This window comes from Niastella koreensis GR20-10, from assembly GCF_000246855.1.
GTDB classification, from domain to species: Bacteria; Bacteroidota; Bacteroidia; order Chitinophagales; family Chitinophagaceae; genus Niastella; species Niastella koreensis.
The window spans coordinates 1,142,862-1,166,973 of the sequence record NC_016609.1 but is presented as its reverse complement, the minus strand read 5'-3'; the positions used below and the strand labels follow the sequence as shown (position 1 = coordinate 1,166,973).

The window sequence follows — 24,112 nt, the reverse complement described above, 5'->3', positions numbered from 1 at the left end:
AATTTGCGTGTTAGAATTTTGCGGCTATGTTAAAACTGAACGTGCGGGGAATAGGCACGGTACCAAAATCAATAGCCCGTAATAAGGTGCTTTGTCCGCCCGAGTTCACCTCAGGGTCATATCCCTTATAGTTATCCCAGGAAATAAGGTTACGGCCGCTTAAACTAAAGGTGAGATCATTAAAGATCTTTACTTTTCCCATCCGGTAGCTCAAACTTACTTCACGCAGTTTAACAAACGAACCATCATCTACCCGCCATTCTTCAATCTGGTATACGCTGTTGACATAACCACGGGGCAATAAACCCAGGTCTTCCTGCTCAGCTACTTTACCATTGCCCACACCCTGTCTTGTTCTGAAATCGGCATTCCAAACATTCAGTCCCTGTACCGCGTCGAACTGCACCCGCAATCCGAATTTCTTATAGCTTACTTCATTTACTAACGAAGCTGTATAATCCGGGTTGGGGTTACCTATTACCCTTAACAACGCGTTACCTGTTGGCAAGCCATTGGCATCGCGTTGTGTGGTATACGATAAAGTACTGTTCTGCACACCTCTTTCTGTTAGGGGAAATCCTGCAGGATTTTTGATCTGGCCGCCATTGGCATCCTTGGCAAAAAATGATCCGTAAAAAACACCAACGGGCTGTCCTTCTATTAACCAGATGGGTGCGCCGGCGTTGGTACTGAAGGAGGCTGCCTGACCAACGTTCACGGCTTTATTGCGGTTGTGGTTATAAATAGCAGTAACATCCCAGGTGAGGTCTTTATTCTTCACTGGTGTACCGGTTAACACAATTTCAAATCCTTTATTTTCCAGTGAGCCATAATTGTCCAGCAGGCTCGAATAGCCATTGGTAGGGGCAATATTGCGTTGAATGAGCAGATTGCTTACCTTCTTAATGTAATAGTTGAACTGTAAACCCACGCGGCTGTTTAAGAACGACAGATCGGTTCCCATTTCTGTTTCCTGTTGCCGTTCCGGTCTTAAACTGGTGTTTGATAACCGCGCACCGGTATACATAGCTGTTCTTCCCAAAAATGTACTTGTGGTAAAGTTGTTAAACCGGTCGTAGGCCCCAATACCTGTCATATTTCCCGATTGCCCATAAGCCAACCGCAGCTTGGCCACATTCCACCACTTGGCAATAGAAAGTTTATCCCAGAACTCGGTCCCTGACAACAGGTAACTGCCGCTTGCTTTTGCATATACCTGGCTGCGCTCGCTTGCACTGAATACCGATGATTCATCTACCCGCACAGCACCGGTAAGGAATAACTGGTCCTTGAATTTAAAATTCTGTTGCAAATAGAAACCTGATATAGAAAATTCCGACCGTACATCTGTGCTGGGCAAAGCCGTACTGGCGCTGTTGGCTGTTTGAACAAAAGGCGTCAAACCCCTGCCCTGCACTATGCTCAGGTTATTTTTTTCGTACTGGGCCGAATACCCAACCTGGGTAGTAGATGCCCAATCGTCGGTTATATTAACCTGGTAAGTTCCATTTACTTCATGGTTTATTTGAAAGAAGGTATTGGCCCCGTTACTGGCATAACCGTTCAATGCAGGGTCCAATGAGGGACCACCGCCCCAAAAGGCTGTACTTGCATTATACGCGAAAGGAGGCATATAGGTAGTACCGCGCTGGCTGTAATTATCAATACCCAGGGTATAATCGAAGCTTAACCCTTTTGCTGGTTTAACTTTCAATTTGGCGCTTGCGATCAACCGGTTGGTTTCCTGTCTTTGTTTAAAGTCTTCGATTACCGAAACCGGGTTCACGCGGCCACGTTCGCCTACTGCCATCAAATTGCCCAGGGCATCGCGTTGCCAGATGTTGTGGAAATTACCCAGGATGGTTACCGAGTTCATGGGCGAGAAAAACTGGTTGCCATCCGGCTTTTCATCAGCTGCACTGTTTATATAGTTCAAACCAACGCTCATGTTGGCCCAGCTTGTCAATTCCTGGTCGAGGTTGGTGCGGAAGCTGAAGCGTTTGAAATCGGTATGCTTAATAATGCCTTCATTATAGAAATAAGAGGCAGAGGTAAAATACTTGGTCTTATCTTTTCCGCCGCTTACCGATACGTTGTTATCGGTTCCCAACCCGGTTTGAAAAATATAATCCTGGTAATCGTAGCGTGTTACCGGCGTGGTAGTGGTTGGTAGTGCCGGCGGGGTGCCTACAGGCGAAATAAGGTCCTGTGTTAAGGCGCCCGGTCCGTCGGTAGGGCCACCAAACTTTACCGGCGCCTGGTTCACATCAATCTTCTTACGCAGGTGGTTCACCATAATACTGGTGGAGAAGTTCACGATCGGCGCACCCGTGCTGCCGCGTTTGGTGAATATTTGAATAACCCCGCTATTGGCCCTTGATCCATAAGTAGCCGATGCAGCCGCGCCGTTCAGTACTTCAATATGATCTATATCGGCCGGGTTAATATCCACTATCCTGCTTTGGCCAACGGTTCCCACAAAATTACCGCCGTCGTACCCGCTCTGCGTATTGGTAACCCTGTTAGTGGCATTATTAATGATCACTCCATCCACAATATACAGGGGTTCTGAAGAACCATTTAACGAACTAACACCTCGCAGGCGTACAGAAAGACCGCCGGCCGGGTCGCCCGAGTTTTGAATGATCTGCGCACCTGCTGTTTTTCCCTGTAAAGACGCCAGTACGTTACTCGTAGCGCCTTTATTAAGCTCATCGGCTTTTATGGTGCTGATATAACTACCAATTTGTTTACGGGTAGTACCTTCAGAGGTACCTGTAACCACTACTTCTTCCAAACCCAACGCATCTTCAGCCAGGGTAACGTTTACGGTATAACTTTCACCACCGCCAATCTGCAGGCTCTGGGAAGATTTTTTAAAACCAACGCCCGAAAACTCCACGGTATAACTGCCTGGTTTCAGCGCTCCATTGATGGTGTAATTGCCCGATGGATCGGTAGCTGAACCAAACGTAGTGTTTTTAACAGTCACAGAAATCCCGGTCAGCGGCTGATTGCCCGCTCCGGTTACCTTTCCACTAATACGAACCTGGGCAAAGGTCAGGCTCACTATCAGCTGGCAGAACAGTAATAAGCCAACTGCTTTTACTGATCGACTACTCAATGATGAAAATTGGGTCATAATCCTTTTTTTCGAATTAATAATTAAGTACCATGAATCATTTGAAGGACAGGTTTATGCTCTTTCAATTATTTCCGGTAGTAGTTGTAACAGGGCCGGTAACTGTCAGTGATTTCAGTGACCTGGTAGTGACAATAAAAAATAATGTGTTGGATTAATTGGGATGATGTACGTTTTCCCGGTAGAAATTTCAGGATGGCAGGTACCATTCCAGCGATCAATTCCGAGCAAATGAATTGCCTTTCTGATGGTGTAAAGCATGGCGATACAGTTAGTTAACACCAAATTCAGCATTAAAGCGCAAATTACCAAAACAAAATGCACTATGCTGCATGTTTATGCGGGAATAAAATTAAACTAATTAGTAATACTTGCCTTTCCTGCTAAACCATGCAGAACTTGGAAAGAATAGCTGAATCGTGAGTGGTGAGTGGTGAGTGGGCAGGGGGTTAAAAAAAGCAAAGAGCCATCCTTTGCTAACGCTCAGGACAGCTCTTTGCTTACTTTACTCTTATATACGCTTAACCTTACTGAACTTTGAAGTCTACTTCATCATTACCCCACAGTAATGATACTTTACCGCTTTTATCAACTGTGAAGGTCATACGTTCGGTGAAGCTGGGTGCTTTACCGGGTTTTACTTTTACCCGTAATGCATCATCTGCTTCCGTATAGTTGGTTCCCCATTGCTTCCAGGTTTTATTAAAGATGATAACCCACTCATCTTTACCCGGAATGCTGTATAAACCATATTTGCCGGCAGGCAGGGCCTTGCCTTCTACCTTTACATCTTTGTTTACTTCAAACACGGTAGCTTCATTGGCGCCGGTTCTCCATACTTTTCCATAAGGCGCAATATCGTTTCCGATTGTACGGCCCTTTACAGCTGGCTGGCTGTAATCAATAGAAATGGTAACTCCTTTGCTGGTTGTTTCTGATACTTTAGCAGGCGGACTGGGGCGTTGTGATTTATCACCCTGTTGTGCCCGAACGCCTATTGCTACCAATGCTATGGCAGACAAAAGCAACAATTTTTTCATACTATTTCTTTTTTGAGATGAAATGTAAGCCTTTATGGATTTCTTTCGAGCAACTTTTTCAGATTGCCCAGCGATTTCTCCATAGGCGGCCCCATTTGCTTATCAAAAACTATGCTACCAAATTTTTCCCAGGGATACCAGTGCAACTTTATATCAAAATACCATTGTATCACCAACTGATCGTCGTTACCCTCCCAGGTAAACCCACTGGCAAGTACCTGCGCATTTTTTTGCTGACGCCAGGCAGTTTTCAGGGTATCGCCGGTTGATGGCAAACTGGTTACCTGTAACTGATCGCTCGAAAATTCGTTTTGGCTGAATTGAGCATGGGTAAGTTCGGGGTTCTCTACCAGTTCGTTCCACAGGTGCCACTGACGAAGATCAGTTACCATGGCACGCAAACTGTCTTTTGATACAGCAATATTCATTGCCCGTGACACCCTGATAGTTGAGGGTATTATTAAAGAAAAAAAGTACGTGACCAGAAATAACACCACCAAACTGATGATGGCCAGTTTCACTATTCGCATAAATTAGTTATTGAGTTCAGAGTTCCGGGTTCAGAGTTCTAAGTTTTGCTTTAGGCTTTATCCTTTGGGCTTTCTGCCCTGTATTTGCTTTCAGCTTATACCTTAAAGCTTACAGCTGCCCTTTATTCCCATCTAAAAATTCTAATTAAGATGCTATAGGCCAGCAAACACCACACAATTAAAATGGTGATCTCTTTGCCCACGCCCAGTAAATGCATGCCTTCAAACGATACCTTACGCATGGCATCGTTCAGTGCCGTTAAGGGCAGGTAATTGATGATGGCCTGCATACTTTCGGGCAATAAGCCCTTTGGGAAAAAGGTGCCTGATAAAAAGTACTGTGGGAACATGAACAGGTTGGCATAAATGGGAATCACATTCTGGTTTTTGGCCACACTGCTGATGATAAAACCAAAACCCATAAACACCGTTACCCCCAGGAAGCTCAATACCAGCAATTCCAGAAAGGTAACAAACCCATGCGCCAGGGTAAAATGATAAAAGAAGGTACCGAAAAGGATCAGAATGATAGAAGTCGAAAGTTGGAACGCCACCCGCGCCAGGCTTTCGCCCAGTACAATAAATGTTTTGCGCACAGGAGTGGCAAACATCCGTTTCAACACCAGGGTTTCCCGCAGGGTAAAGAAAACGAATGCCACGCCAAAAACGGCAGAACCGATCAGGGAGAAACCCAGCATACCGGGCAAATAAAAGTCGATCATATGGTAAGGCCGGCCCTTGATCTCTTCAACAGAAACAGTAGCAATTTTATTAGTTACTGTATTTGCAGTCATTTCATCCAAAAAGCTTTTCAACAGGGCCTGAACGGCCGGCAGGTCCTTTTGACTGGCAGAAGTAGTTTTTAAATGAATATCGTATTGCGTGCCCGCTGTATTGGCAGGAAGCTTTCTTATATCTATCAGGGCTGTAATGCGTCCTTTCTTCAACTGGTCCATCAATTCTGCCTCACTTCCTCTATGAACGTCGAATGCATTTATTGACCGGAGAATATAATAAATATTGTTGGTGGTATCGCTTTTGGCGTCAAAAGCCACATCATAGGCCTTTCCGCCCCCGCCCGTTAACGCCCCAAAAACCATAATAAGCACAATGGGGAAGAACAGGCTAAAGAAAATGGCCTGAGGGCTTTTAAAGATCGCCCGCAGCGTGGCCCTGCAAATAGCCCACATGGCCGTCCATTGGTTGTATTGACCCGACATAGTTTATTGCTAAAATTAGGCGCAAAGGTAATCGGCAGTCGGCAAACGGCAAACGTGAAACGGCAAACGACTCGCGATTTTTCAGATAGCTGCCATTTCGCGAGCCCACTCACAACTCACTACTCACCACTCACCATGTCTTACTGAATAGCTATTTCAAAGGGTATCCTCGCTTGCGTTACCCCCATCATGGTTTTTACCCGCTTCATGGTTTGCCAGGTTTTCATACCCTCTTCACCAAATTCTTTCTGAATGGCTGATTGCGTATTGTCTTTTTCAGCATTACCCAGGAGAACCTCCAGAAAATTGTGCGGCTCAGGATATTCCCGTAACCGGTAATCGCTTATTTTGGCCATACGGGCAGCGCAGGCAATGGCGTCATCCAGGCCACCGAGACGGTCAACCAGGCCCAGTTCCAATGCGCGGGAACCGCTCCATACACGACCCTGCCCAATGCTGTCGATATAGCTGATGTCTTTTCTGCGGCCTTCAGCCACTCTTTGTTTGAAAGTATAATAAGTAGAATCCACGCTGTTTTGCAGCCAGGTTCTTTGCGCAGGCGTTAATGGTTTGGTGGCTACCAGCATATCGGCCTGCGGTGCAGTCTTCACCCCATCGAAGGTTACGCCCAGTTTGTTGTTAAAGAATTTCTCCAGGTTGGGCAACATCGTAAAAACCCCAATAGAACCGGTAATGGTATTGGTTTGGGCAAATATACTGTCGGCATTGCACGACAAATAATAAGCGCCGGAAGCGGCCACATCGCCAAAGCTAACCACTACAGGTTTGCCGCCTTTGCGGGCCAGCGTCAGTTCGCGCCACATATTTTCACTGGCCAGGGCGCTGCCGCCGCCGGAATTAATACGTACCACAATGGCTTTTATATTGTCATCGAGGCGGGCCTTGCGGAACAATTCGCGGTAAGTAACACTGCCTATCATATCGCGGTCGCCTTTGCCATCGATGATATCGCCCTGCGCATAAATAACAGCGATCTTCTCCTTGCCATCACGTTTAAAGTCCACCGCTTTGGCATATTTCTGCATGGTAATAAAATTGATCTTGTCCAGCTTTACCCTGCCCAGCCTGGTGGCAATCTCGTTCTTTACCTCATCATCGTATTTCAGGCCGTCAATCAGTTTATAAGTCACCGCATCTGCTGCAAACCGGATCTTGTAGTCGTTGGCATATTGATGCAGGGTAGCGGTGTCTAACTTACGCGCTTCGGCGGTTTGCAGTAATAAGCGGTTGTAAAAATCACCCAGCATAACCGACAACTGCAGCCGGTTGGCTTCGGTCATTTGCGTTTCGCGGAAAGGCTCAGTAGCACTTTTGAATTTGCCTGCATAAAAGATCTGGGGTTCAATTTCCAGCTTTTGCAGCAGTCCTTTCAAAAAGGCGAGTTGTATGGCAAACCCGCGCCAGTCTACCCCACCCTTGGGATTACAATATATTTTGTCGGCGATATTACCCACCGAATAACCGCCCTGGGTAATTACATCGCCGTAGGCATACACAAATTTGCCGGTACTTTTAAAGTCAATGAGGGCATTCCGGATCTCCTGGCTGGCGCCCATGCCGTTGCCATTGCTGCCGCATTTGAGATAAATACCTTTTACAGCGCTGTCTGATTTTGCGTAGCGGATCATCCGCATTACGTCATACAGGGAGGGTATATCGCCATCTTCCTTATCGGTAAAACGGGATAATGGGTTTTCTTCCCCGATTTCCTTATAGGTACGGCTCAGATCAAGCACCAACACAGCCTTTGACCCTGTAGTTACCCTTTCCGAGGAGGTCAAACCGGTTATCAAACCCACAAAAACGAAGAACAAAATGACGCATAACACGAAGAATGCCAGTAGCGAAGCCAGGAATATTTTAAAAAAGCTCTTCATTAACAAATTTATTTTAAACGAAATTCAAAGATATTTGACCCTTCGAGGGAATGCAATATATGAATAAAGTCTTTTTACTGATAGGCGGCAATATGGGCGACCGGTTGCAAAACCTGCACCAGGCTATTGCGCTTTTAGCGGCTACCTGCGGGCCGGTAACCCAACAATCGGCCGTGTACGAAACTGCCGCCTGGGGCAAAACCGATCAGGCTGCATTTTTAAACCAGGCGCTGTTGTTACACACTTTGTTAACGCCGCAGGAGCTTATCACCACCATTTTATCGGTAGAAGAACAATTGGGCCGCCGGCGTATGGAAAAGAACGGCCCGCGGGTGATAGACATAGACATTATTTTTTATAACGATTTGGTAATGCATGAACCGCATCTTACCATCCCGCACCCGCAATTGCAAAACCGCCGTTTTGTATTAATACCGTTAATTGAAATTGCCCCGGATTTAGTTCATCCGGTGTTACATAAGACATTAATAGAGTTGCTTTCGGAGTGTAGGGATGATCTTGCGGTCAATAAGTTAGCAGGTTCATAAATTATTGAGTTCTTAGGTTTTTAAGTTATTGGGTTCATCCGGAATGGTGCGGGCGATGTTTGCCGTCTGCCGTTTGCCGATTCACAATTATCCATTCACTATTGATTACGATTCATACATGAAATATCATTTCATCACCATCGAAGGAAATATTGGCGCGGGAAAAACAACGCTGGCTAATATGCTGTCAAGGCATTACAATGCCCGGTTGATCCTGGAAGAATTTGCCGATAATCCTTTTCTGCCCAAGTTCTATGAAAACCCGCAGCAATATGCGTTCCCGCTGGAACTGTTCTTTATGGCCGAACGCTATAAACAACTGAAGGAACTGATACATACCAGCGATATGTTTCAGCGAACTACCATCACCGATTACCTGTTCACCAAATGCCTGTTATTTGCCAAGATCAATTTGCCCGAAGAAGAATACAGGCTTTATCAAAAACTGTTTGAGATCATTCATCAGCAGCTGGTGCAACCCGAACTGCTTATTTACCTGCATGCGCCGGTTGACCGCCTACAGGCGAATATAAAAAAGCGTAACCGCTCCTACGAACAACATATCCCCGACGAATACCTGTTGAACATTCAGCAAACCTATACGCATTATATAAAGCAGCATAACATAAAGACCTTGTTCGTGGATGCCGGCAATGCCGATTTTCTGGGCAATCCCCAACACCTGCAGGTGATCATAGATGCGCTTGACCAGGAGTATGAGCAGGGGCAGCATTATTTTACGTTGCCGTAGAAAACAGCTTCAAGCTGTAAGCCGCAAGCTGTAAGCAATACACCTCAGCGCGGCAACAAATACAGCTAAAAGCTATAAGCTCAAAGCCAAAAGCAAAACACAGAACTAAGAACTGAGAACTCTGAACCTGGAACTATCAATATTCAAATTTGCGTAAAGTTGGCGCTTTAAACCACATAGTCCCCACTACCAACAAGGTCATGGCGCCGCCAAAGATCACAGAAGGAACAATGCCTAATAATTTGGCAGCTGCCCCGCTTTCAAAAGCGCCAATTTCATTGGAAGAGTTAATGAACATGGAGTTTACTGCAGATACCCGCCCGCGCATTTCATCGGGCGTTTTTAATTGCAGAATAGTACCGCGTATTACCACACTGATGCCATCGAGGGCGCCGCTCACCAGTAAAGCAAAGAAAGAGAGCCAGTAGATGGCAGAGATGCCGAAAGTTATAATACTTAACCCAAAACCCGCCACCACAAACAGCAGGATCAGGCCCTGCTTTTTACGAAGCGGAAAGAACGTGAGCGTTAAAATAATGATCATGGAGCCGATATCAGCTGCGGCATTCAACCAGCCAAATCCTATGGCGCCTACATGCAGAATATCACCTGCAAAGAAGGGGATCATAGCAGTAGTGCCGCCAAACAAAACAGCCAGCATATCCAGCGATAACGCGCCCAGCAACTCTCTTGTTCTAAAAACATACCGTACGCCTTCCTTTACACTTTCCCATGTTGCCTGCCCCTTATCGGAATGCAAAATAGGTTTGCGTTCTACCTGGAACAGCGCAACAGCTGCAATGCCTATATAAAGCATTATCAACGAAAAGGTACCGGTATAACCTGTATAGGCAACCAGGAAACCCGCTGAAGCATGTCCCAGTACAGAGGCCGTTAACCAGGTAGTAGAGCTCCAGGTAACCGCATTAGGTAAAATTGTTTTGGGTACCAGCTGTGCTAAAATAGAACTGGTGGCTGGTCCTGTAAATGAACGCACCACGCCGGTACAGAACATGACCCCGTAAATGGCAAACTGAACGAATTTCTTCCCCAGGCTTACTTCGGTATGCTGAAATGTGATAAACAGGAAGGCAGTAGAACAGAGGAAGTAAAATATCAGATTTCTTAATAACAGGGTGCGTTTGTCGCTTTTGTCAACCACGTGCCCCGAATACAAAGCCAGTGAAATGGCAGGAACGGCTTCCGACAATCCTACGAAGGCAAGCGCCAGCGGATTTTTAGTAAGTTGATACATCTTCCAGCCTATTACGGTAGCAATCATACGCATGGCCATGATGAAGAAAAACCGCTGAATAATAAACAGGCGAAACTCTTTTATGCGTATTGCTACAAAGGGACTTGATTGATCATTGGCTACCGGATCGGCTGACATGCTATAACAATTTGACGTTCAACAAACCTTTAAAATCGAAAGCAAAAGTAACTGTTATTGCTTATATGTAAGGCGCAGAAAATTTAAAATGCGTTTGAACCAATTCATTCAGGCAGTTGTATAGCCAGTATTCCACATATATAATTTGGCACCAATGCGCATATTAGAATAACATTATATTCTATCGCCGTGGTAGATTAACTTATAAAAGTGGTAATTTCAACCTCCTGATTAATTATAAAACAATGGCAAGCATTATAGACCTGGTAGGCAATACCCCGATGGTGGAGATCAAACAGCTCAATCCCAATCCCAATGTAACCATTTACGCCAAACTGGAAGGGAATAACCCGGGGGGAAGTGTGAAGGACCGGCCGGCGCTAAATATGATCAGATCGGCGCTGGAACGGGGTGATATTAAACCAGGTTCAAAATTGATTGAGGCTACAAGTGGTAACACCGGCATTGCCCTGGCCATGGTGGCTACCTTATTCAACCTTGATATTGAGCTGGTAATGCCTTCCACCTCCACCCGCGAACGTACGCTTACCATGGAAGCCTATGGCGCCAAAGTAACCTTGCTGGACAGCATTGAAAAATGCCGCGATTATGCTGAAGAGAAAGCAGCCACCGGTGAATATGTGATCCTGAACCAGTTCAGTAATCCGGATAACTATAAAGCCCATATAAAAACCACCGGTCCTGAAATCTGGCGTGATACCAACCAAAGCATCACCCATTTTGTAAGCTCCATGGGTACTACCGGCACCATTATGGGCTGTTCCATGTTTTTTAAAGAAAAGAACCCCAACATACAGATAGTAGGTTGCCAGCCAACTGAAGACTCCTCTATTCCCGGTATTCGCCGCTGGCCTAAGGAATATCTGCCCAGGATCTTCGATCCCAGCCGGGTTGACCGCATCATAGACGTATCGCAACAGGAGGCTACCCTTACCACCCGCCAACTGGCAAAGGTGGAAGGCGTTTTTGCCGGAATGAGCAGTGGCGGCGCCGCCTCTGCCGCATTCAGACTGGCCAAAGAGTTGAAGGAAGGCGTGATCGTGTTCATCGTTTGCGACCGGGGCGACAGGTACCTCAGCAGCGAGCTGTTTGGCTAATCTTCGACCCTTCGACTCCGCTCGTCCTTCGGCTCAGCTCAGGATTGCACGGTTTTTGTATATTTAGGTTAAGCCTGATTAACCTATGCAAAAATTTAAGCCGTTACTCATTGAATTGATCTGGTTGGGTATGATCCTCAACGCAACCGTGTTGGTCACCATATTTGTATTTGGCTGGACTTTCCTTAGCAATAACTTCGACATTCGCCTGCACGAAACCTATTTTACCATTTCTTCCTGGAAAATAGTCCTGCCGTTATATGTATTCTTTGCCTTTTTTATTTACCTCGTAAAAGAGATCCGGCATCAGTTCACCCGCAAAGCCTCCAATGTAATTATGCTGGTGGCAGGGTCCATTCTCATCCTGTTGATAGCCACTATCAACAAGCAGGTGATCATTTCTGAAATGGTATATTTTGGCGGTTCTGCCGTGTTCCCTCCGCTCTCAGCCATGAGTGAGGCACAAATGAAAAAGGCCATCAGTCCGGCCATGCATGTAGTATCCAATTCATTAACAGTAATACAATTCCTGGTTACCGGGTGCCTGCTGTATGTGGCGTTTAAAATGGGCAGCAATCACACAGTTCAGGTAAAAAACAACCCTGCTATCAATAGCAATACGAATGCGGCCAATGGCAATGGTAAGCCAACTAAAATACAGGCACCTCAGATAAAAGTAAAAGAAGAAGTAAAAAGTAAATAAATAATTGGTCGAATAGTTCCAAGTTCAGAGTTCCAAGTTCAGAGTTCCAAGTTCAGAGTTCCAAGTTCAGAGTTCCAAGTTCAGAGTTCAGAGTTCCAAGTTCAGAGTTCTCAGTTCTTAGTTCTGTGTTTTGCTTTTGGCTTTGAGCTTATAGCTTTTAGCTGTATTTGTTGCCGCGCTGAGGTGTATTGCTTATAGCTTACAGCCTGAAGCTTGCGGCTGCCCTCACACCTCCGCAGTAGTTGGATCAATAATCGCCTTCACCCGGCTTATTTTATTGGCTGGAAACCCTGCCTGTTGCGCATGTTGCTTAATGGCAGCTTCATCCGGAGCGTTATAAATACAATAGATCTTGTTGTCGGTTACATAACTATGCACCCATTGTATCTGTGGACCCATATCAGTTAAAACCTCGCATGAGTGTTGAGAAGCGTCGCGTAGTTGTTCTTGTGAAAGATCTCCTGCTCCGGGCATTTCCCTTTCGATGACGAATTTTGGCATAGCAATTAATTTACATTTAAGTTACTGCATAATCGCTACCCAAAAAAACTGATTGCGGACAGGATTCGGATACCGGGGTTGCCGCGATGAGGGGCGTTGAACTTTGAACAGAAACATGAAACCTGGAACCTGGAACTTGGAACTCTGAACCTGGAACTTATTGCTTCATCCCCGACTCCTTCAGGTCTTCTATCTTCTTCCTATCCCCTACGATCCACACAATATCATCCCATTCAAAAACGGTAGTGGAATCAGGGTTCAGAATGCGCTGCCCATTGCGCTCAATACCCACTATCAACCCGTTGGTAGCTTCCCGGATGCCGGAATTACGTAAAGTCTTTCCCCGCACCGCAATGTGTTCATCTACGATCACCCGGGTAAGTGTGATCTCTTCTTCACCGTTCTTCGCAGGCAGGATCGCCGATTCAAGAATAGAACGGAACTGCTCCAGTTGAACATCGGTACCAATCACTGCTATCTTGTCGAAGGGATATAACACATCGGTACGCTCGGGCGCCGTAATGGTAATAGAACCGCGTTCAATATAAGCGATGTTAATACCGTATTGTTCCCGCCAGGCCAGGTCTTTCAGCGATTTGCCCACCACGGTGCTTTCGGGCGGCATGGTAAAAAAGGCCATGTGCGCATCCCAGGGCGTTAGATCGCCTGAGGCCGAGCTTTGCATTTGTTCCCGTTGATTCAGGTTCGTTAAAAAGCGTTTTTCAATCCGTGCATAAAATGAATTCAGCCTGCGGGAGAATACCAGCAATACCACTACAATCACCGGTAGTATGGCCACAAAAGCAATAAAAGTGCTGAACAACTGGTCTACCATAAAACCTACCAGCACCACTAATATCACGTTCCGCACTACTTCCAGCATCACCAGCGGCCCATGGTTATACTTTTTATCGAGCCACAAATTGCGGTAAGAGAGGGAATGCATTTTACGTATCGCCAGGGCCCATAAGAACGGGGCGGCGGCCATCAACGTTATTACAATCGTGATGATGCTCGACAATACATCGCCATGTACACTTTGCCTGATAAAAGGCAACAAATATGTGCCCGATAATAAAACCATGGCAATCACGATCACCGAATTGGTGGCCATCACTGTCAGGTACGATCGCAATACAATGCGCCATTCGCTTTCGGCCTGAATGGTCTGTGCACCGGTACTGTACTGGTTAATGGCCATTCGCCATTTTATTGGCAGTTTGGGCGCCAGCCAGTTAAAAAACGGATCGGCCAGCCTGATCATATACGGCGTGGTAAATGTGGTAATCACCGACACGCCAACAGCTATCGGATATAAATAATCGCTGGTTACCTGTAACGTCAACCCCAGCGTGGCAATGATAAAGGAGAACTCCCCAATCTGCGCCAGGCTCATGCCCGACTGCAGCGATTGCTTTAATGGCTGCCCCGATAACAGGGCGCCAAATGTTACGTTGATTGTTTTACCAAGGATCACAACAAACGACAATATAAATACCGGCCCGATGTATTTCATCAACATATCCGGTTCTATCAGCAATCCTACAGATACAAAAAATACCGCGCCGAATAAATTCTTTACGGGTTGAACCAGGTGCTCGATCTTTTCCGCCTGCGGTGTTTCGGCGAGGATAGACCCCATAATAAAAGCGCCTAACGGGGCCGAAAACCCGGCATAGGTAGCAGCCACCACCATCATCAAACACAGCCCTAATGAAATAACGAGCATGGTTTCGTCATTCATTATTTTACGGCCCCATTTCAAAAAACCGGGGATCAGGAAGATCCCGGAGAGGAACCAGAGAAATAAAAAGAACACCAGCTTCAATACCGAATACAGCATTTCCATGCCCGCAAACTCACGGCTTACAGCCAAAGTAGACAGCACTACCATCAGCAATACCGCCATCAGGTCTTCCACTACCAGTACCCCCAACACCACACTGGCGAATTTTCTTGTTTTTACACCTAATTCATCAAATGCCCGTATAATGATGGTAGTAGAAGAAATAGCAATGATGCCACCGAGGAAAATACAATCCATAAACGGCCAGCCCATCAGCTTACCGGTTACAAACCCTAACCCCACCATACAAATGATTTCGAAGATGCCGGTAACGCCGGCTGTACCGCCAATATTCACCAGCTTTTTAAAACTAAACTCCAAACCCAGGCTGAATAACAGGAAGATCACCCCGATATCGGCCCAAACTTTTACGCCATCGAGATCACTGATAGAAGGCAGTAAGGAGAAATTAGGCCCTACCAGTATCCCCGCCAGGATATATCCCAGCACAACGGGTTGTTTTAATTTTTTAAATAACAGGGTGGTTACACCGGCAATAGCCAGTATCAGCGCAAGATCTCGTATAAGCGTTGGTAAGTGGGACATGCGGTTTCTTAGTAGGTATATTCTTTAATTGGTATTCAGCAATTTGAAATGGCAGGCTGTAAGCTATAAGCAAATACAGGGCTCAAAGCCGAAAGGTTAAAGCAAAAAGCAATACACCATTATCAACTATATCAACCCTGTCAACTCTATCAACTTTCCTGGTTAACTGGTTAACTGATCAACTGGTTAACTACTTCTCCTCCTTCAATAACCTCTCCAACACATAATAAACGGCAGGACAGAATGTTGAATTCTTCAACGTAAGCGGCTGCCGCTTCAAAATCACGTCTTCATCGGTATATGGGAACCGTTCGCAATCAGACGGGCGAACTTCATAAATACTGCAATAATTATCTGCTCCTAAAAACGCGCAGGGCGTTTGTTTTACCACATAATCCCCTTCTTCATCCAAACGCAGGTAAGTTTCAATAAACACGCTCTCCTTCATTTTAAGGTGCTTGCTGATACGCTTGATATCAGGCGTCTTAAAACGCGGTGAATAATTTTTACAACAGGCCGCACATTGCAGACAATCAATTTTTGAAAAAGCTTCCTCATGCAGATCGGGCAATTTTTTCAACACTTTGTTGCGGTCTGCCCGTTTCAGCATATTACTGTACTGTTTCTGATGCTCAGCACTTTTCTTTTTCCAGATGCCATCTTCCAGGCCCCCAATCTGCTCATTATTGTCACGATGCGCTGCCATTAACTAGTTTTCTATAATTAAAAATTACCGGCCGGACCTGTCAGGTCCGCATCGGCACGCTAAACATTCAGGCTGTTAAAGCGAACCTGACAGGTCTATTGGCTTTTTTTTAACGTTCAGCCAACCTATCATTCTGTATACAACGTATTCATCTGCAAGTTAAACCATCCACGGCGTAATGGTTTGGTTTTTGTCGTTTTATTCATATGCATGTATTGTACGACCAGATCATGTTGCTTTTAACAACACCACTGTATGTACTGATCATTGGCGCAGAATTACTGATCAGTCACCTGGAGGGCGTTAAATCATATACCTGGAAAAATACTTTTCATAATTTTCTCCTGAGCATCTTAACCGGTTTAACCGATCTCGCCATGCGCGGGATAAGCCTCATCGTACTCACCTTCTTTTTCAGTATCAGCTTTTTTACATGGCAGCATTCCATTGCCTATTGGGTTATACTCTTATTGTTGGTAGATGGAATGCATTACTGGCTGCACCGGCTGGGACATTATTCCCGGTTCTTCTGGGCAGTGCATGTGAACCATCATAGCAGTAAACAGTATAATTTCACCGTTGGCTTTCGCACTGGCGTGCTGGAACCCTTTTATAGTTTCCTGTTCTTTGTGCCCATCGCATTCGCCGGGTTCAGGCCTATTGATATCTTCTTCATCTATTCAGTTGGACAGGTATGGGCCATACTCACCCATACAGAGAAAATAAAAAAACTGGGCTGGCTCGAATACATCTTCGTTACCCCCAGTCACCACCGCGTTCACCATGCATCCAACCCCAGATACCTCGACAGGAACATGGGTACTGTGTTCATTTTCTGGGATAAATTATTCGGCACTTTTCAACAGGAATTACCCGCGCAACAATATGAACCCATCCGGTATGGCATTACCCACGAACTGGAAAATGACAACATCCCTACCCTTATTTTTCATGAATGGCGGGCCATAGTACGGGATATGCGCCGGAAGGATCTCAGTTTAAAACAAAGATTAATGTATCTTTTTGGGCCGCCCGGCTGGAGCCACGACGGACACAGCATGACAAGTAGGGAGCTGCGGTTACAGGAACATATTAAAAAAAATCCTTCCACCGGTTGTTAATGAATTGAAAATCCCCGAATCCAGGCATTAAACAATAAAATACCCGGATAGTCGTAGTGTGATTATTCATCCACTTACTTTATTTTTGCCCCGCTTCTATGAATTCCCTGCGTGAACAAATATTGATTCTTACCAGTACGCCTATCTACGCGATTATTATCGGGTTAGAGCTGCTGTTAAGTAACTACCACCACCGAAAGCTGTATACCTGGAAAGATACCGCCGCCAATGTTTACCTGATGTTGATGAACGGCGCTCTTGACCTGTTGCTTCGCGGATTTTATTTAGTGGTACTGGATTACTGTTATCGCCATAGCATATTTTCCTTTAGCCATGTAGTGGTATACTGGGTGATGTTGTTGTTGCTGGAAGATTTTATGTACTACTGGCTGCACCGGTTCGATCATGAAGTCCGTTTCTTCTGGGCCGTGCATGTTACGCATCACTCATCAGAACATTTTAATTTCACCGTAGGCTTCCGGTCTTCGGTATTTCAACCCTTATACCGGTTCATTTACTTTATTCCCCTGGCCTACATGGGCTTTAAACCAATAGACATTATTTTCATTTATTCAGCCACGCAGATCTGGGGCATTTTTGTACATACCAAGCTCATCAACAAAATGGGCTTCCTGGAATACTTCCTGGTAACACCTTCCCACCACCGGGTACACCATGCTTCAAATGCCAAATACCTGGATAAGAACATGGGTATGTTCCTGATTATCTGGGATAAAATGTTCGGTACCTTTCAACCTGAATTAGTCGACACCGATTACCAGCCCATAAAATTTGGCTTAACCAAGCCAATTGAAAAAGAAACGCCTTCTACCATCATCTTTCATGAATGGGTGGCCATTTGGAAAGACATTACCCGTAAAGACATTGGCTTTAAGGACAAATGGAATTACCTGTTTGGCCCGCCCGGCTGGAGCCATGATGGCAGCCGCCAAACCAGCGAAGAAATGCGGGCAGAAGAGAACGGTCAACCCACTGCTTCTTTACAAGAGGAGCCGGTTATCGCCATGAAGCGATAGTCGTTTACCTTGCAGCACCATAAAAGTGTTGAAACTACAAATTCAGGAAAGCCTTTCCGGCTTTTCAGGCCATTCTATTGAATACCTGATTTTCAATTATTTACTGAAATACACCAGCCATCTTAACCCGTTGAACAGCCCGTTATTGAACCATTTGCAGGCTGCCACGTTTTTTTATTGCGGCGCCGGCCGGGCACATTTGCACATTTTCCCCACCCTCTGTCGCAAACAGGTGTTAGTTCGGCAGGTAAATAGTAACTTTGCGGCCTTATAAGAAAACGAGCAACTGTCAGTTAAGAAACAACAAACTACAAACATAAACGGGATTATGAATCTTTTTGAACAACAGAATACAGAATTCATCCGTCGACACATTGGACCCACTGAATCTGAAACCCGCCAAATGCTGCAGGTCATTGGTGAAACCAGCCTGGATGCTCTGGTTGATAAAACAGTGCCCGCCGGAATAAGAATGGCCGAATCGCTCAGCATTCCTCCTTCCATCAGCGAGTATGAGTACCTGCAACTGATCAAAGACATCTCGTTAAAAAACAAAGTATACAAAACCTATATCGGCCAGGGGTATTACGACACCATAACGCCCAGCGTTATTTTGCGCAACATTTTTGAAAACCCAGGCTGGTATACCCAATACACGCCGTACCAGGCTGAAATTTCACAGGGCCGCCTCGAAAGCCTGTTGAACTTTCAAACCATGGTAAGCGACCTCACTGCTTTACCGCTTACCAACGCTTCGCTGCTCGACGAAGCAACTGCCGCCGCCGAAGCCATGACCATGTTCTTCAATTTACTGAACAAGGACCATGAGCACATCGTTCGCCCCAAATTCTTTGTTGACAACGATACCTATCCCCAAACAAAAGATGTAGTGGTTACCCGCGGGATACCTGTAGGCATTGAAGTAGTGTTTGGCGATTATCGCACTGCCAGCATCGACGAAACTTATTTCGGCGCACTGGTACAATATCCAAACGACAAAGGCGCCATAGAAGACTACCGCGACTTTATCAATAAAGTGCACCAGGCTGGTGGTTATGTAGCCATGGCTACCGATCTGCTGGCGCTTACCCTGTTAACACCTCCCGGCGAACTGGGCGCCGATGTGGCCTTCGGTTCTGCCCAACGTTTTGGTGTTCCATTGGGTTTTGGTGGCCCGCACGCTGCCTTCTTTTCTGCCAAAGACGATTTCAAACGCAGCATTCCCGGCCGTATCATTGGGGTGAGCATAGATGCCCAGAACAACCGCGCCCTGCGCATGGCATTGCAAACCCGTGAACAACACATCAAACGCGAAAAAGCCACCAGTAACATTTGTACCGCCCAGGCCCTGCTGGCCAATATGGCTGCCATGTATGCCGTGTACCATGGTCCTGATGGTTTGATCAAGATCGCTAAAAGAGTGACTGTGCTGGCCAATGCCCTGGCTGAAGAACTGGAAGCGGAAGGCTATGAGCTGTTGCACAAAAACTTCTTCGATACCATTGTATTTAGAGCACCAAACGCAGACGCTATCCGTCAAAAAGCCGAAGCAGCAGAAATCAACTTCCGCTACTATGGCAATAACCTGGTAGGGATTTCACTCGATGAAACCACTACCCTCAGCGAAGTGCTGGATATTCTATTGCTCCTCGATCAACCGAACGACCACAGCGTGGCCAGCTTCAGTGTAAGCGAAGATGCCGTGTTGTATAACATACCCAACAACTTAACCCGTACCAGCAGTTTCTTAACGCACCCGGTGTTCAACAGCCACCACAGTGAAACAGAAATGATGCGGTACATCAAGCGTTTGGAGAACAAAGACCTGTCACTGAACACTTCAATGATCTCACTCGGCAGCTGTACCATGAAGTTGAATGCCGCCAGTGAAATGATTCCTTTAAGCTGGCAGCACTGGAGCAAAATGCACCCCTTTGCACCAGCCGATCAAACACAAGGCTACAAACAAATCACCGATGAACTGAGCAGCTACCTGTGCGACATTACCGCCTTTGACGCCTGCAGCCTGCAGCCCAACAGCGGCGCCCAGGGTGAATATGCCGGCTTGTTAGTGATCCGTGCTTACCACGCCAGCCGCAATGAATCACATCGTAATGTAATGCTCATTCCTATCTCTGCACACGGCACCAACCCTGCCAGCGCAGTAATGGTAGGCATGAAAGTAGTGGTGGTAAAAGCATTGGAGAATGGTTACATCGATGTAGAAGACCTGAAAGCAAAGGCTGAACAATACAGTAAGAACCTGGCCGGTATCATGATCACTTACCCAAGCACATATGGGGTGTATGAAGAAACCGTAAAAGAGATCACACAGATCATTCACCAGCACGGTGGGCAGGTTTACATGGACGGGGCCAACATGAACGCCCAGGTAGGTTTAACTGCCCCTGGTTTAATTGGCGCCGATGTATGTCACCTGAACCTGCATAAAACATTCGCAATCCCCCACGGCGGCGGCGGGCCCGGCATGGGTCCCATTTGTGTAAAAGCGCATTTGGCTAAGTTCTTACCAGGCCACGTATCAATCGGCAATCAACAATCGGCAATGGGCAATGGCCAACTGAAAGCCGAAAATTCCGACAGTTTTCATCATGCGGTTAGTGCAGCCCCCTATGGCAGCGCTTCCATTCTGCTCATCAGCTATGCATACATCAGAATGCTGGGCGCTGTTGGCGTTCGCAAAGCCACTGAATATGCTATCCTGAATGCGAATTATATGCGTGCCCGCCTGGAAGGTCAGTACGATATCCTGTACACCAACCACAATGGCGAATGTGCGCACGAGTTTATTGTTGACCTGCGTCCGTTCAAAAAGAGTGCAGAAATTGAAGCCGAAGACGTAGCCAAACGTTTAATGGACTATGGCTTCCACGCTCCTACCCTCAGCTTCCCTGTGCCAGGCACCATCATGATTGAGCCTACAGAGAGCGAGGACAAAGCCGAGCTGGACCGCTTCTGCGATGCCATGTTAAGCATCCGCGAAGAGATCCGCGCCATTGAAGAAGGCAAGGCCGATAAAAAAGACAATGCATTAAAAAATGCACCGCATACGCAACACGTGGTTATCAGCTCTGACTGGAAACACGGTTACACCCGCGAACAGGCTGCGTTCCCGCTGTCATACATTCGTGAAAACAAATTCTGGCCAAGTGTGGCAAGAGTGAACAACACGTATGGCGACCGGAACCTGATCTGTACCTGTGAGCCGGTTAGTTCGTATGTAGAAGCAGAAGCGTAATAAAGTAATAAAATAGTATTTATAAATAAAAGCCCTCCCATGAACGGGGAGGGCTTTGTTGTAGTATACCGACAGCTGTGTTAATCATTCTGCGCCTGGTCAAGAGCGCTGCGCATATCTTTAATATCTTCTATCTGCCATTTGCCATCCTGTTTGGTGACCCAGTACTTCAATCGGCCAACAGTAGGTAACCCAACGGTAATGCTGCCTTTGTCATCAGAAAGCTTTACGTTATCCACTGTTGATTTTTCAAAGCCATTCAGGTCTTCGTCATAATCTTTAGATAACATCACCAGGTCAAAGTCGAGCCCTTCAACCGGTGCTTGCGTGGTGGGCGTTTTTCTCAGGTTGTCATTGCACTTCCTGAAATAAGCGCGCCATCTGTTAATATAAGAATCTGTAACAAACCCGCTTTGTTGTAAAGCGCCAAGGAGTTTTTCTGTTCCTTCAGTATTTACAACATAATACTGCGCTGAATCGGGATTGGAGGAATGTTTTACCAGTTCGATCTTTTTAAGCTCATTTACATTTGAACGATACCATCTGGCAAAGCTAAGAATGGTGCCTGCAGGTTGTTTTTTAAATGCTTCATCAGCAGCAGGAGGGGGAGCATTTAAAGCAGCGTTGTTACCAATTGCAGGAATGTTGGTTTTATCACCTGAAGCGCAGGAAGCTAATAAAACCCATGTGCAAATAGCGTAGTGTTGGATTTTCATACGGGGGGAATTTTTAAAGGATTCAGAATAGGTACAAGTGAATTTAATAATTAAAAAAGGCAGTTGCAAGCGATTGTTTGTTTATTTTCTTATATTCCACCCCGCGTTTTCATGACGCAAATCATAAATCACTCTTTTAAAGCAGGTTACGATATTATAATTTTGACCAACTGTAATAATATCCCTACTTTAGCCGGGCCTCCATCCTGCTAATCCGGCCAATCCTTCTCTAAAAAACAGGTCCCTGCCCATTTTTAACCCATAAACAAACATTTTATGAAACAATTCCTGTTGGCAGCAATCTGCCTGGTTGTAGTCGCAGCCTGTAAAAATGAACCTGATAAAACAACGCAAACAGCGATAGCCGGTGAAACAACAACGACGCCCGGCCCTGTAGCGTTTGCCGATCAGAAGTATGTTGATCTCGGTAAGAAAGCCTGGGAACTTTTTGAAGCAGGTGATATTGATGGCTGGGCGGGTAAATTTGCCGATAATGCCATCTTCCGCTGGTCAGCGGGCGATAGCCTGGCAGGTAAAGCAGCCATTGTTAAATACTGGAAAGACCGCAGAACGAATGTAATTGACAGCCTGCATTTCAGCAATGAGATCTGGCTGCCCTTAAACGTTAATCAACCACAAAGCATAGAACAAAAAGGCGTTTGGCTTTTAAACTGGTATAAGGTAAAAGCCACCTATAAGAACAAAAAAACGCTCTCCTTCTGGGTGCATACCGATATGCACTTTACCAACGATAACCTGATCGATGAAGTAATACAATATATTGACCGGGCACCCATTAATGAAGCGCTGGGGAAGAAATAATACATTGTAAGTAGTCAGTAGTGAGTAGTCAGTAGTGAGTGGGTTCCCGAATGTTCAGAAAACTAAATAATCGCGAGCCAACTCACTACTTACAACTCACTACTCACTACCGACTACTCACGAAGTTAACTGATCAACTTCTACCCTCCTCATAATCCAATTACCTACTCCTCTATAATTTACCATTTCCCCATGGGCATCTACCAGAACGGTAACGATCTCCCATTCTCCTTCAAATTCGTTATTACCGAACTCTCCGGAATAATTGATCTCCTGCGAAGGTAATTTTGGCAGAAAGCGCGGGCCTGACTTTTCGTGCTGCCAGTAGTGCGGATACCGTTTTACAAATCTGACTGTATTGTCATCAACTATAATTCCTTCAATAGTTGCCGGCGCCTGAAAATGCCTGGTTGATTCAGCATCGGTGCATCTGCCTTTTATGAAACCGTTAACAACGGTCAGTTCCATTTCAAAAGATACGGTTTTGCCTTTTAACGGCTCATCGTATTCATTTCCATAGGTATAGGTGCCAGTCCATTTACCACATAACTGTTGATCATTCATAGGAAAAACTTAAATTATGTTAATCTGGTAGACTAAAATAATCATAAAACCCATTAAAGAAAAGAATTATACGGCATATTCCATCATGGGGTTTCCTGTGAACGTATAAATTGTTAAAATCCATTATGTTATTGAAAAGTTATCGTTTTTTTCGGGCTTTATACCTAGCGTACTTTTTGCCGTCTAATAAGTGAAAATAAAAATTGAGAAAGATGAAAACGGTATTAATAGCAATCTGTGCGCTGGGCTTAACACTGAGTGCGTCGGCCCAAAAAGTGGTGCGAGTTGCGCCGCACCCTAGAACCCACGTTTCAGTAGGTGTAGGACTTGGCTATGGATATGGTTACGGATATTATCCTTATTCACCCTTTTATAATCCATGGTATGCTTATCCTCCAGGATATGGATATGGATATGGTTATCGTTCAAGGCCAACAAAACTTGACCTTCAGATCCAGGATATCAATAATGACTATAAGGATAAAATCTGGTCGGCACGCCACGATGAAAGCCTGAGCCGTAAACAAAGGCGGCAGGAAGTACACGATCTGAAACATCAACGGGATAATGATATTCTGCAGGCCAAGAAGGATTATTACAAACGATAATTAAAATAATCCTGCAGCAGGTATTGGTTGTTTAGGTTATGTG

General features: G+C 45.6%; 21 protein-coding genes. 10 read left to right on the top strand and 11 right to left on the bottom strand.

The features are described from left to right. Positions 1-10: 10 nt before the first annotated feature. Positions 11-3,142 carry a SusC/RagA family TonB-linked outer membrane protein gene (locus NIAKO_RS04660; protein WP_014217246.1) on the bottom strand — a complete coding sequence of 1,044 codons (3,132 nt, stop codon included), beginning with the start codon at positions 3,140-3,142 and terminating at the stop codon, positions 11-13. Between the two features lie 32 nt (positions 3,143-3,174). Between NIAKO_RS04660 and NIAKO_RS39540 the strand changes: the two genes are divergently transcribed. Then, positions 3,175-3,300: a hypothetical protein gene (locus NIAKO_RS39540; protein ID WP_014217245.1), complete on the top strand. Its 126-nt coding sequence runs from the start codon at positions 3,175-3,177 to the stop codon at positions 3,298-3,300. A 369-nt stretch (positions 3,301-3,669) separates the two neighbouring features. Here NIAKO_RS39540 and NIAKO_RS04655 read toward each other — a convergent pair whose 3' ends face one another. The 4 genes from NIAKO_RS04655 to sppA all read right to left on the bottom strand — a co-directional run bounded on the left by NIAKO_RS04655 (position 3,670) and on the right by sppA (position 7,830). Further along, positions 3,670-4,182 carry a DUF2911 domain-containing protein gene (locus tag NIAKO_RS04655; protein WP_014217244.1) on the bottom strand — a complete coding sequence of 171 codons (513 nt, stop codon included), beginning with the start codon at positions 4,180-4,182 and terminating at the stop codon, positions 3,670-3,672. Between the two features lie 32 nt (positions 4,183-4,214). Further along, complete coding sequence (locus NIAKO_RS04650) at positions 4,215-4,712, bottom strand: SRPBCC family protein (protein WP_014217243.1); 498 nt, start codon at positions 4,710-4,712, stop codon at positions 4,215-4,217. Between the two features lie 122 nt (positions 4,713-4,834). After that, complete coding sequence (locus tag NIAKO_RS04645) at positions 4,835-5,932, bottom strand: ABC transporter permease (RefSeq protein WP_014217242.1); 1,098 nt, start codon at positions 5,930-5,932, stop codon at positions 4,835-4,837. Between the two features lie 140 nt (positions 5,933-6,072). Beyond that, entirely contained in the window at positions 6,073-7,830 is a 1,758-nt protein-coding gene (sppA, locus tag NIAKO_RS04640; RefSeq protein WP_014217241.1) for a signal peptide peptidase SppA, read from the bottom strand. 59 nt (positions 7,831-7,889) lie between these two features. On the opposite strand from sppA, the gene folK reads away from it, so the two are divergent. Continuing rightward, positions 7,890-8,378: a 2-amino-4-hydroxy-6-hydroxymethyldihydropteridine diphosphokinase gene (folK, locus tag NIAKO_RS04635; protein ID WP_041347988.1), complete on the top strand. Its 489-nt coding sequence runs from the start codon at positions 7,890-7,892 to the stop codon at positions 8,376-8,378. 118 nt (positions 8,379-8,496) lie between these two features. After that, complete coding sequence (locus NIAKO_RS04630; RefSeq protein ID WP_041346337.1) at positions 8,497-9,129, top strand: deoxynucleoside kinase; 633 nt, start codon at positions 8,497-8,499, stop codon at positions 9,127-9,129. Positions 9,130-9,265: 136 nt separating this feature from the next. Here NIAKO_RS04630 and NIAKO_RS04625 read toward each other — a convergent pair whose 3' ends face one another. After that, positions 9,266-10,522 carry an MFS transporter gene (locus NIAKO_RS04625; RefSeq protein WP_014217238.1) on the bottom strand — a complete coding sequence of 419 codons (1,257 nt, stop codon included), beginning with the start codon at positions 10,520-10,522 and terminating at the stop codon, positions 9,266-9,268. A 245-nt stretch (positions 10,523-10,767) separates the two neighbouring features. Between NIAKO_RS04625 and cysM the strand changes: the two genes are divergently transcribed. Together cysM and NIAKO_RS04615 are read left to right on the top strand one after the other, a co-directional pair. Beyond that, positions 10,768-11,640, top strand: coding sequence for a cysteine synthase CysM (gene cysM / locus NIAKO_RS04620; RefSeq protein ID WP_014217237.1), 873 nt, complete (start codon positions 10,768-10,770; stop codon positions 11,638-11,640). A gap of 85 nt (positions 11,641-11,725) precedes the next feature. Next, positions 11,726-12,343 carry a hypothetical protein gene (locus NIAKO_RS04615; protein ID WP_014217236.1) on the top strand — a complete coding sequence of 206 codons (618 nt, stop codon included), beginning with the start codon at positions 11,726-11,728 and terminating at the stop codon, positions 12,341-12,343. A 225-nt stretch (positions 12,344-12,568) separates the two neighbouring features. On the opposite strand, the gene NIAKO_RS04610 is transcribed toward NIAKO_RS04615, so the two are convergent. The 3 genes from NIAKO_RS04610 to NIAKO_RS04600 form a co-directional block, all read right to left on the bottom strand. Further along, entirely contained in the window at positions 12,569-12,844 is a 276-nt protein-coding gene (locus NIAKO_RS04610; RefSeq protein WP_014217235.1) for a DUF4242 domain-containing protein, read from the bottom strand. A 157-nt stretch (positions 12,845-13,001) separates the two neighbouring features. Further along, positions 13,002-15,236 (bottom strand): monovalent cation:proton antiporter family protein, encoded by a 2,235-nt coding sequence (locus NIAKO_RS04605; RefSeq protein ID WP_014217234.1) that lies wholly within the window; start codon positions 15,234-15,236, stop codon positions 13,002-13,004. Positions 15,237-15,426: 190 nt separating this feature from the next. Further along, complete coding sequence (locus NIAKO_RS04600; RefSeq protein ID WP_014217233.1) at positions 15,427-15,942, bottom strand: YkgJ family cysteine cluster protein; 516 nt, start codon at positions 15,940-15,942, stop codon at positions 15,427-15,429. Between the two features lie 206 nt (positions 15,943-16,148). On the opposite strand from NIAKO_RS04600, the gene NIAKO_RS04595 reads away from it, so the two are divergent. The 3 genes from NIAKO_RS04595 to gcvP all read left to right on the top strand — a co-directional run bounded on the left by NIAKO_RS04595 (position 16,149) and on the right by gcvP (position 21,359). Continuing rightward, complete coding sequence (locus NIAKO_RS04595) at positions 16,149-17,063, top strand: sterol desaturase family protein (protein ID WP_014217232.1); 915 nt, start codon at positions 16,149-16,151, stop codon at positions 17,061-17,063. 98 nt (positions 17,064-17,161) lie between these two features. Continuing rightward, positions 17,162-18,100: a sterol desaturase family protein gene (locus tag NIAKO_RS04590; RefSeq protein WP_014217231.1), complete on the top strand. Its 939-nt coding sequence runs from the start codon at positions 17,162-17,164 to the stop codon at positions 18,098-18,100. 328 nt (positions 18,101-18,428) lie between these two features. Further along, positions 18,429-21,359, top strand: a complete 2,931-nt coding sequence (gcvP, locus tag NIAKO_RS04580; protein WP_014217230.1) for an aminomethyl-transferring glycine dehydrogenase — start codon at positions 18,429-18,431, stop codon at positions 21,357-21,359. 80 nt (positions 21,360-21,439) lie between these two features. On the opposite strand, the gene NIAKO_RS04575 is transcribed toward gcvP, so the two are convergent. After that, positions 21,440-22,075 (bottom strand): hypothetical protein, encoded by a 636-nt coding sequence (locus NIAKO_RS04575; RefSeq protein ID WP_014217229.1) that lies wholly within the window; start codon positions 22,073-22,075, stop codon positions 21,440-21,442. Positions 22,076-22,351: 276 nt separating this feature from the next. Between NIAKO_RS04575 and NIAKO_RS04570 the strand changes: the two genes are divergently transcribed. Next, positions 22,352-22,897 carry a nuclear transport factor 2 family protein gene (locus NIAKO_RS04570; protein ID WP_014217228.1) on the top strand — a complete coding sequence of 182 codons (546 nt, stop codon included), beginning with the start codon at positions 22,352-22,354 and terminating at the stop codon, positions 22,895-22,897. Positions 22,898-23,014: 117 nt separating this feature from the next. Here NIAKO_RS04570 and NIAKO_RS04565 read toward each other — a convergent pair whose 3' ends face one another. Continuing rightward, complete coding sequence (locus tag NIAKO_RS04565) at positions 23,015-23,461, bottom strand: hypothetical protein (protein WP_014217227.1); 447 nt, start codon at positions 23,459-23,461, stop codon at positions 23,015-23,017. A gap of 212 nt (positions 23,462-23,673) precedes the next feature. Here NIAKO_RS04565 and NIAKO_RS04560 point away from each other — a divergent pair, with 212 nt between their 5' ends. Further along, positions 23,674-24,069 carry a hypothetical protein gene (locus NIAKO_RS04560; protein ID WP_014217226.1) on the top strand — a complete coding sequence of 132 codons (396 nt, stop codon included), beginning with the start codon at positions 23,674-23,676 and terminating at the stop codon, positions 24,067-24,069. Positions 24,070-24,112: the final 43 nt, after the last annotated feature.

Excerpts from the sequence above, each read along its gene's own strand:
- NIAKO_RS04660 (WP_014217246.1), bottom strand. The coding sequence starts at position 3,142 with ATGACCCAATTTTCATCATTGAGTAGTCGATCAGTAAAAGCAGTTGGC.
- NIAKO_RS39540 (WP_014217245.1), top strand. The coding sequence starts at position 3,175 with ATGAATCATTTGAAGGACAGGTTTATGCTCTTTCAATTATTTCCGGTA.
- NIAKO_RS04655 (WP_014217244.1), bottom strand. The coding sequence starts at position 4,182 with ATGAAAAAATTGTTGCTTTTGTCTGCCATAGCATTGGTAGCAATAGGC.
- NIAKO_RS04650 (WP_014217243.1), bottom strand. The coding sequence starts at position 4,712 with ATGCGAATAGTGAAACTGGCCATCATCAGTTTGGTGGTGTTATTTCTG.
- NIAKO_RS04645 (WP_014217242.1), bottom strand. The coding sequence starts at position 5,932 with ATGTCGGGTCAATACAACCAATGGACGGCCATGTGGGCTATTTGCAGG.
- sppA (WP_014217241.1), bottom strand. The coding sequence starts at position 7,830 with ATGAAGAGCTTTTTTAAAATATTCCTGGCTTCGCTACTGGCATTCTTC.
- folK (WP_041347988.1), top strand. The coding sequence starts at position 7,890 with ATGAATAAAGTCTTTTTACTGATAGGCGGCAATATGGGCGACCGGTTG.
- NIAKO_RS04630 (WP_041346337.1), top strand. The coding sequence starts at position 8,497 with ATGAAATATCATTTCATCACCATCGAAGGAAATATTGGCGCGGGAAAA.
- NIAKO_RS04625 (WP_014217238.1), bottom strand. The coding sequence starts at position 10,522 with ATGTCAGCCGATCCGGTAGCCAATGATCAATCAAGTCCCTTTGTAGCA.
- cysM (WP_014217237.1), top strand. The coding sequence starts at position 10,768 with ATGGCAAGCATTATAGACCTGGTAGGCAATACCCCGATGGTGGAGATC.
- NIAKO_RS04615 (WP_014217236.1), top strand. The coding sequence starts at position 11,726 with ATGCAAAAATTTAAGCCGTTACTCATTGAATTGATCTGGTTGGGTATG.
- NIAKO_RS04610 (WP_014217235.1), bottom strand. The coding sequence starts at position 12,844 with ATGCCAAAATTCGTCATCGAAAGGGAAATGCCCGGAGCAGGAGATCTT.
- NIAKO_RS04605 (WP_014217234.1), bottom strand. The coding sequence starts at position 15,236 with ATGTCCCACTTACCAACGCTTATACGAGATCTTGCGCTGATACTGGCT.
- NIAKO_RS04600 (WP_014217233.1), bottom strand. The coding sequence starts at position 15,942 with ATGGCAGCGCATCGTGACAATAATGAGCAGATTGGGGGCCTGGAAGAT.
- NIAKO_RS04595 (WP_014217232.1), top strand. The coding sequence starts at position 16,149 with ATGCATGTATTGTACGACCAGATCATGTTGCTTTTAACAACACCACTG.
- NIAKO_RS04590 (WP_014217231.1), top strand. The coding sequence starts at position 17,162 with ATGAATTCCCTGCGTGAACAAATATTGATTCTTACCAGTACGCCTATC.
- gcvP (WP_014217230.1), top strand. The coding sequence starts at position 18,429 with ATGAATCTTTTTGAACAACAGAATACAGAATTCATCCGTCGACACATT.
- NIAKO_RS04575 (WP_014217229.1), bottom strand. The coding sequence starts at position 22,075 with ATGAAAATCCAACACTACGCTATTTGCACATGGGTTTTATTAGCTTCC.
- NIAKO_RS04570 (WP_014217228.1), top strand. The coding sequence starts at position 22,352 with ATGAAACAATTCCTGTTGGCAGCAATCTGCCTGGTTGTAGTCGCAGCC.
- NIAKO_RS04565 (WP_014217227.1), bottom strand. The coding sequence starts at position 23,461 with ATGAATGATCAACAGTTATGTGGTAAATGGACTGGCACCTATACCTAT.
- NIAKO_RS04560 (WP_014217226.1), top strand. The coding sequence starts at position 23,674 with ATGAAAACGGTATTAATAGCAATCTGTGCGCTGGGCTTAACACTGAGT.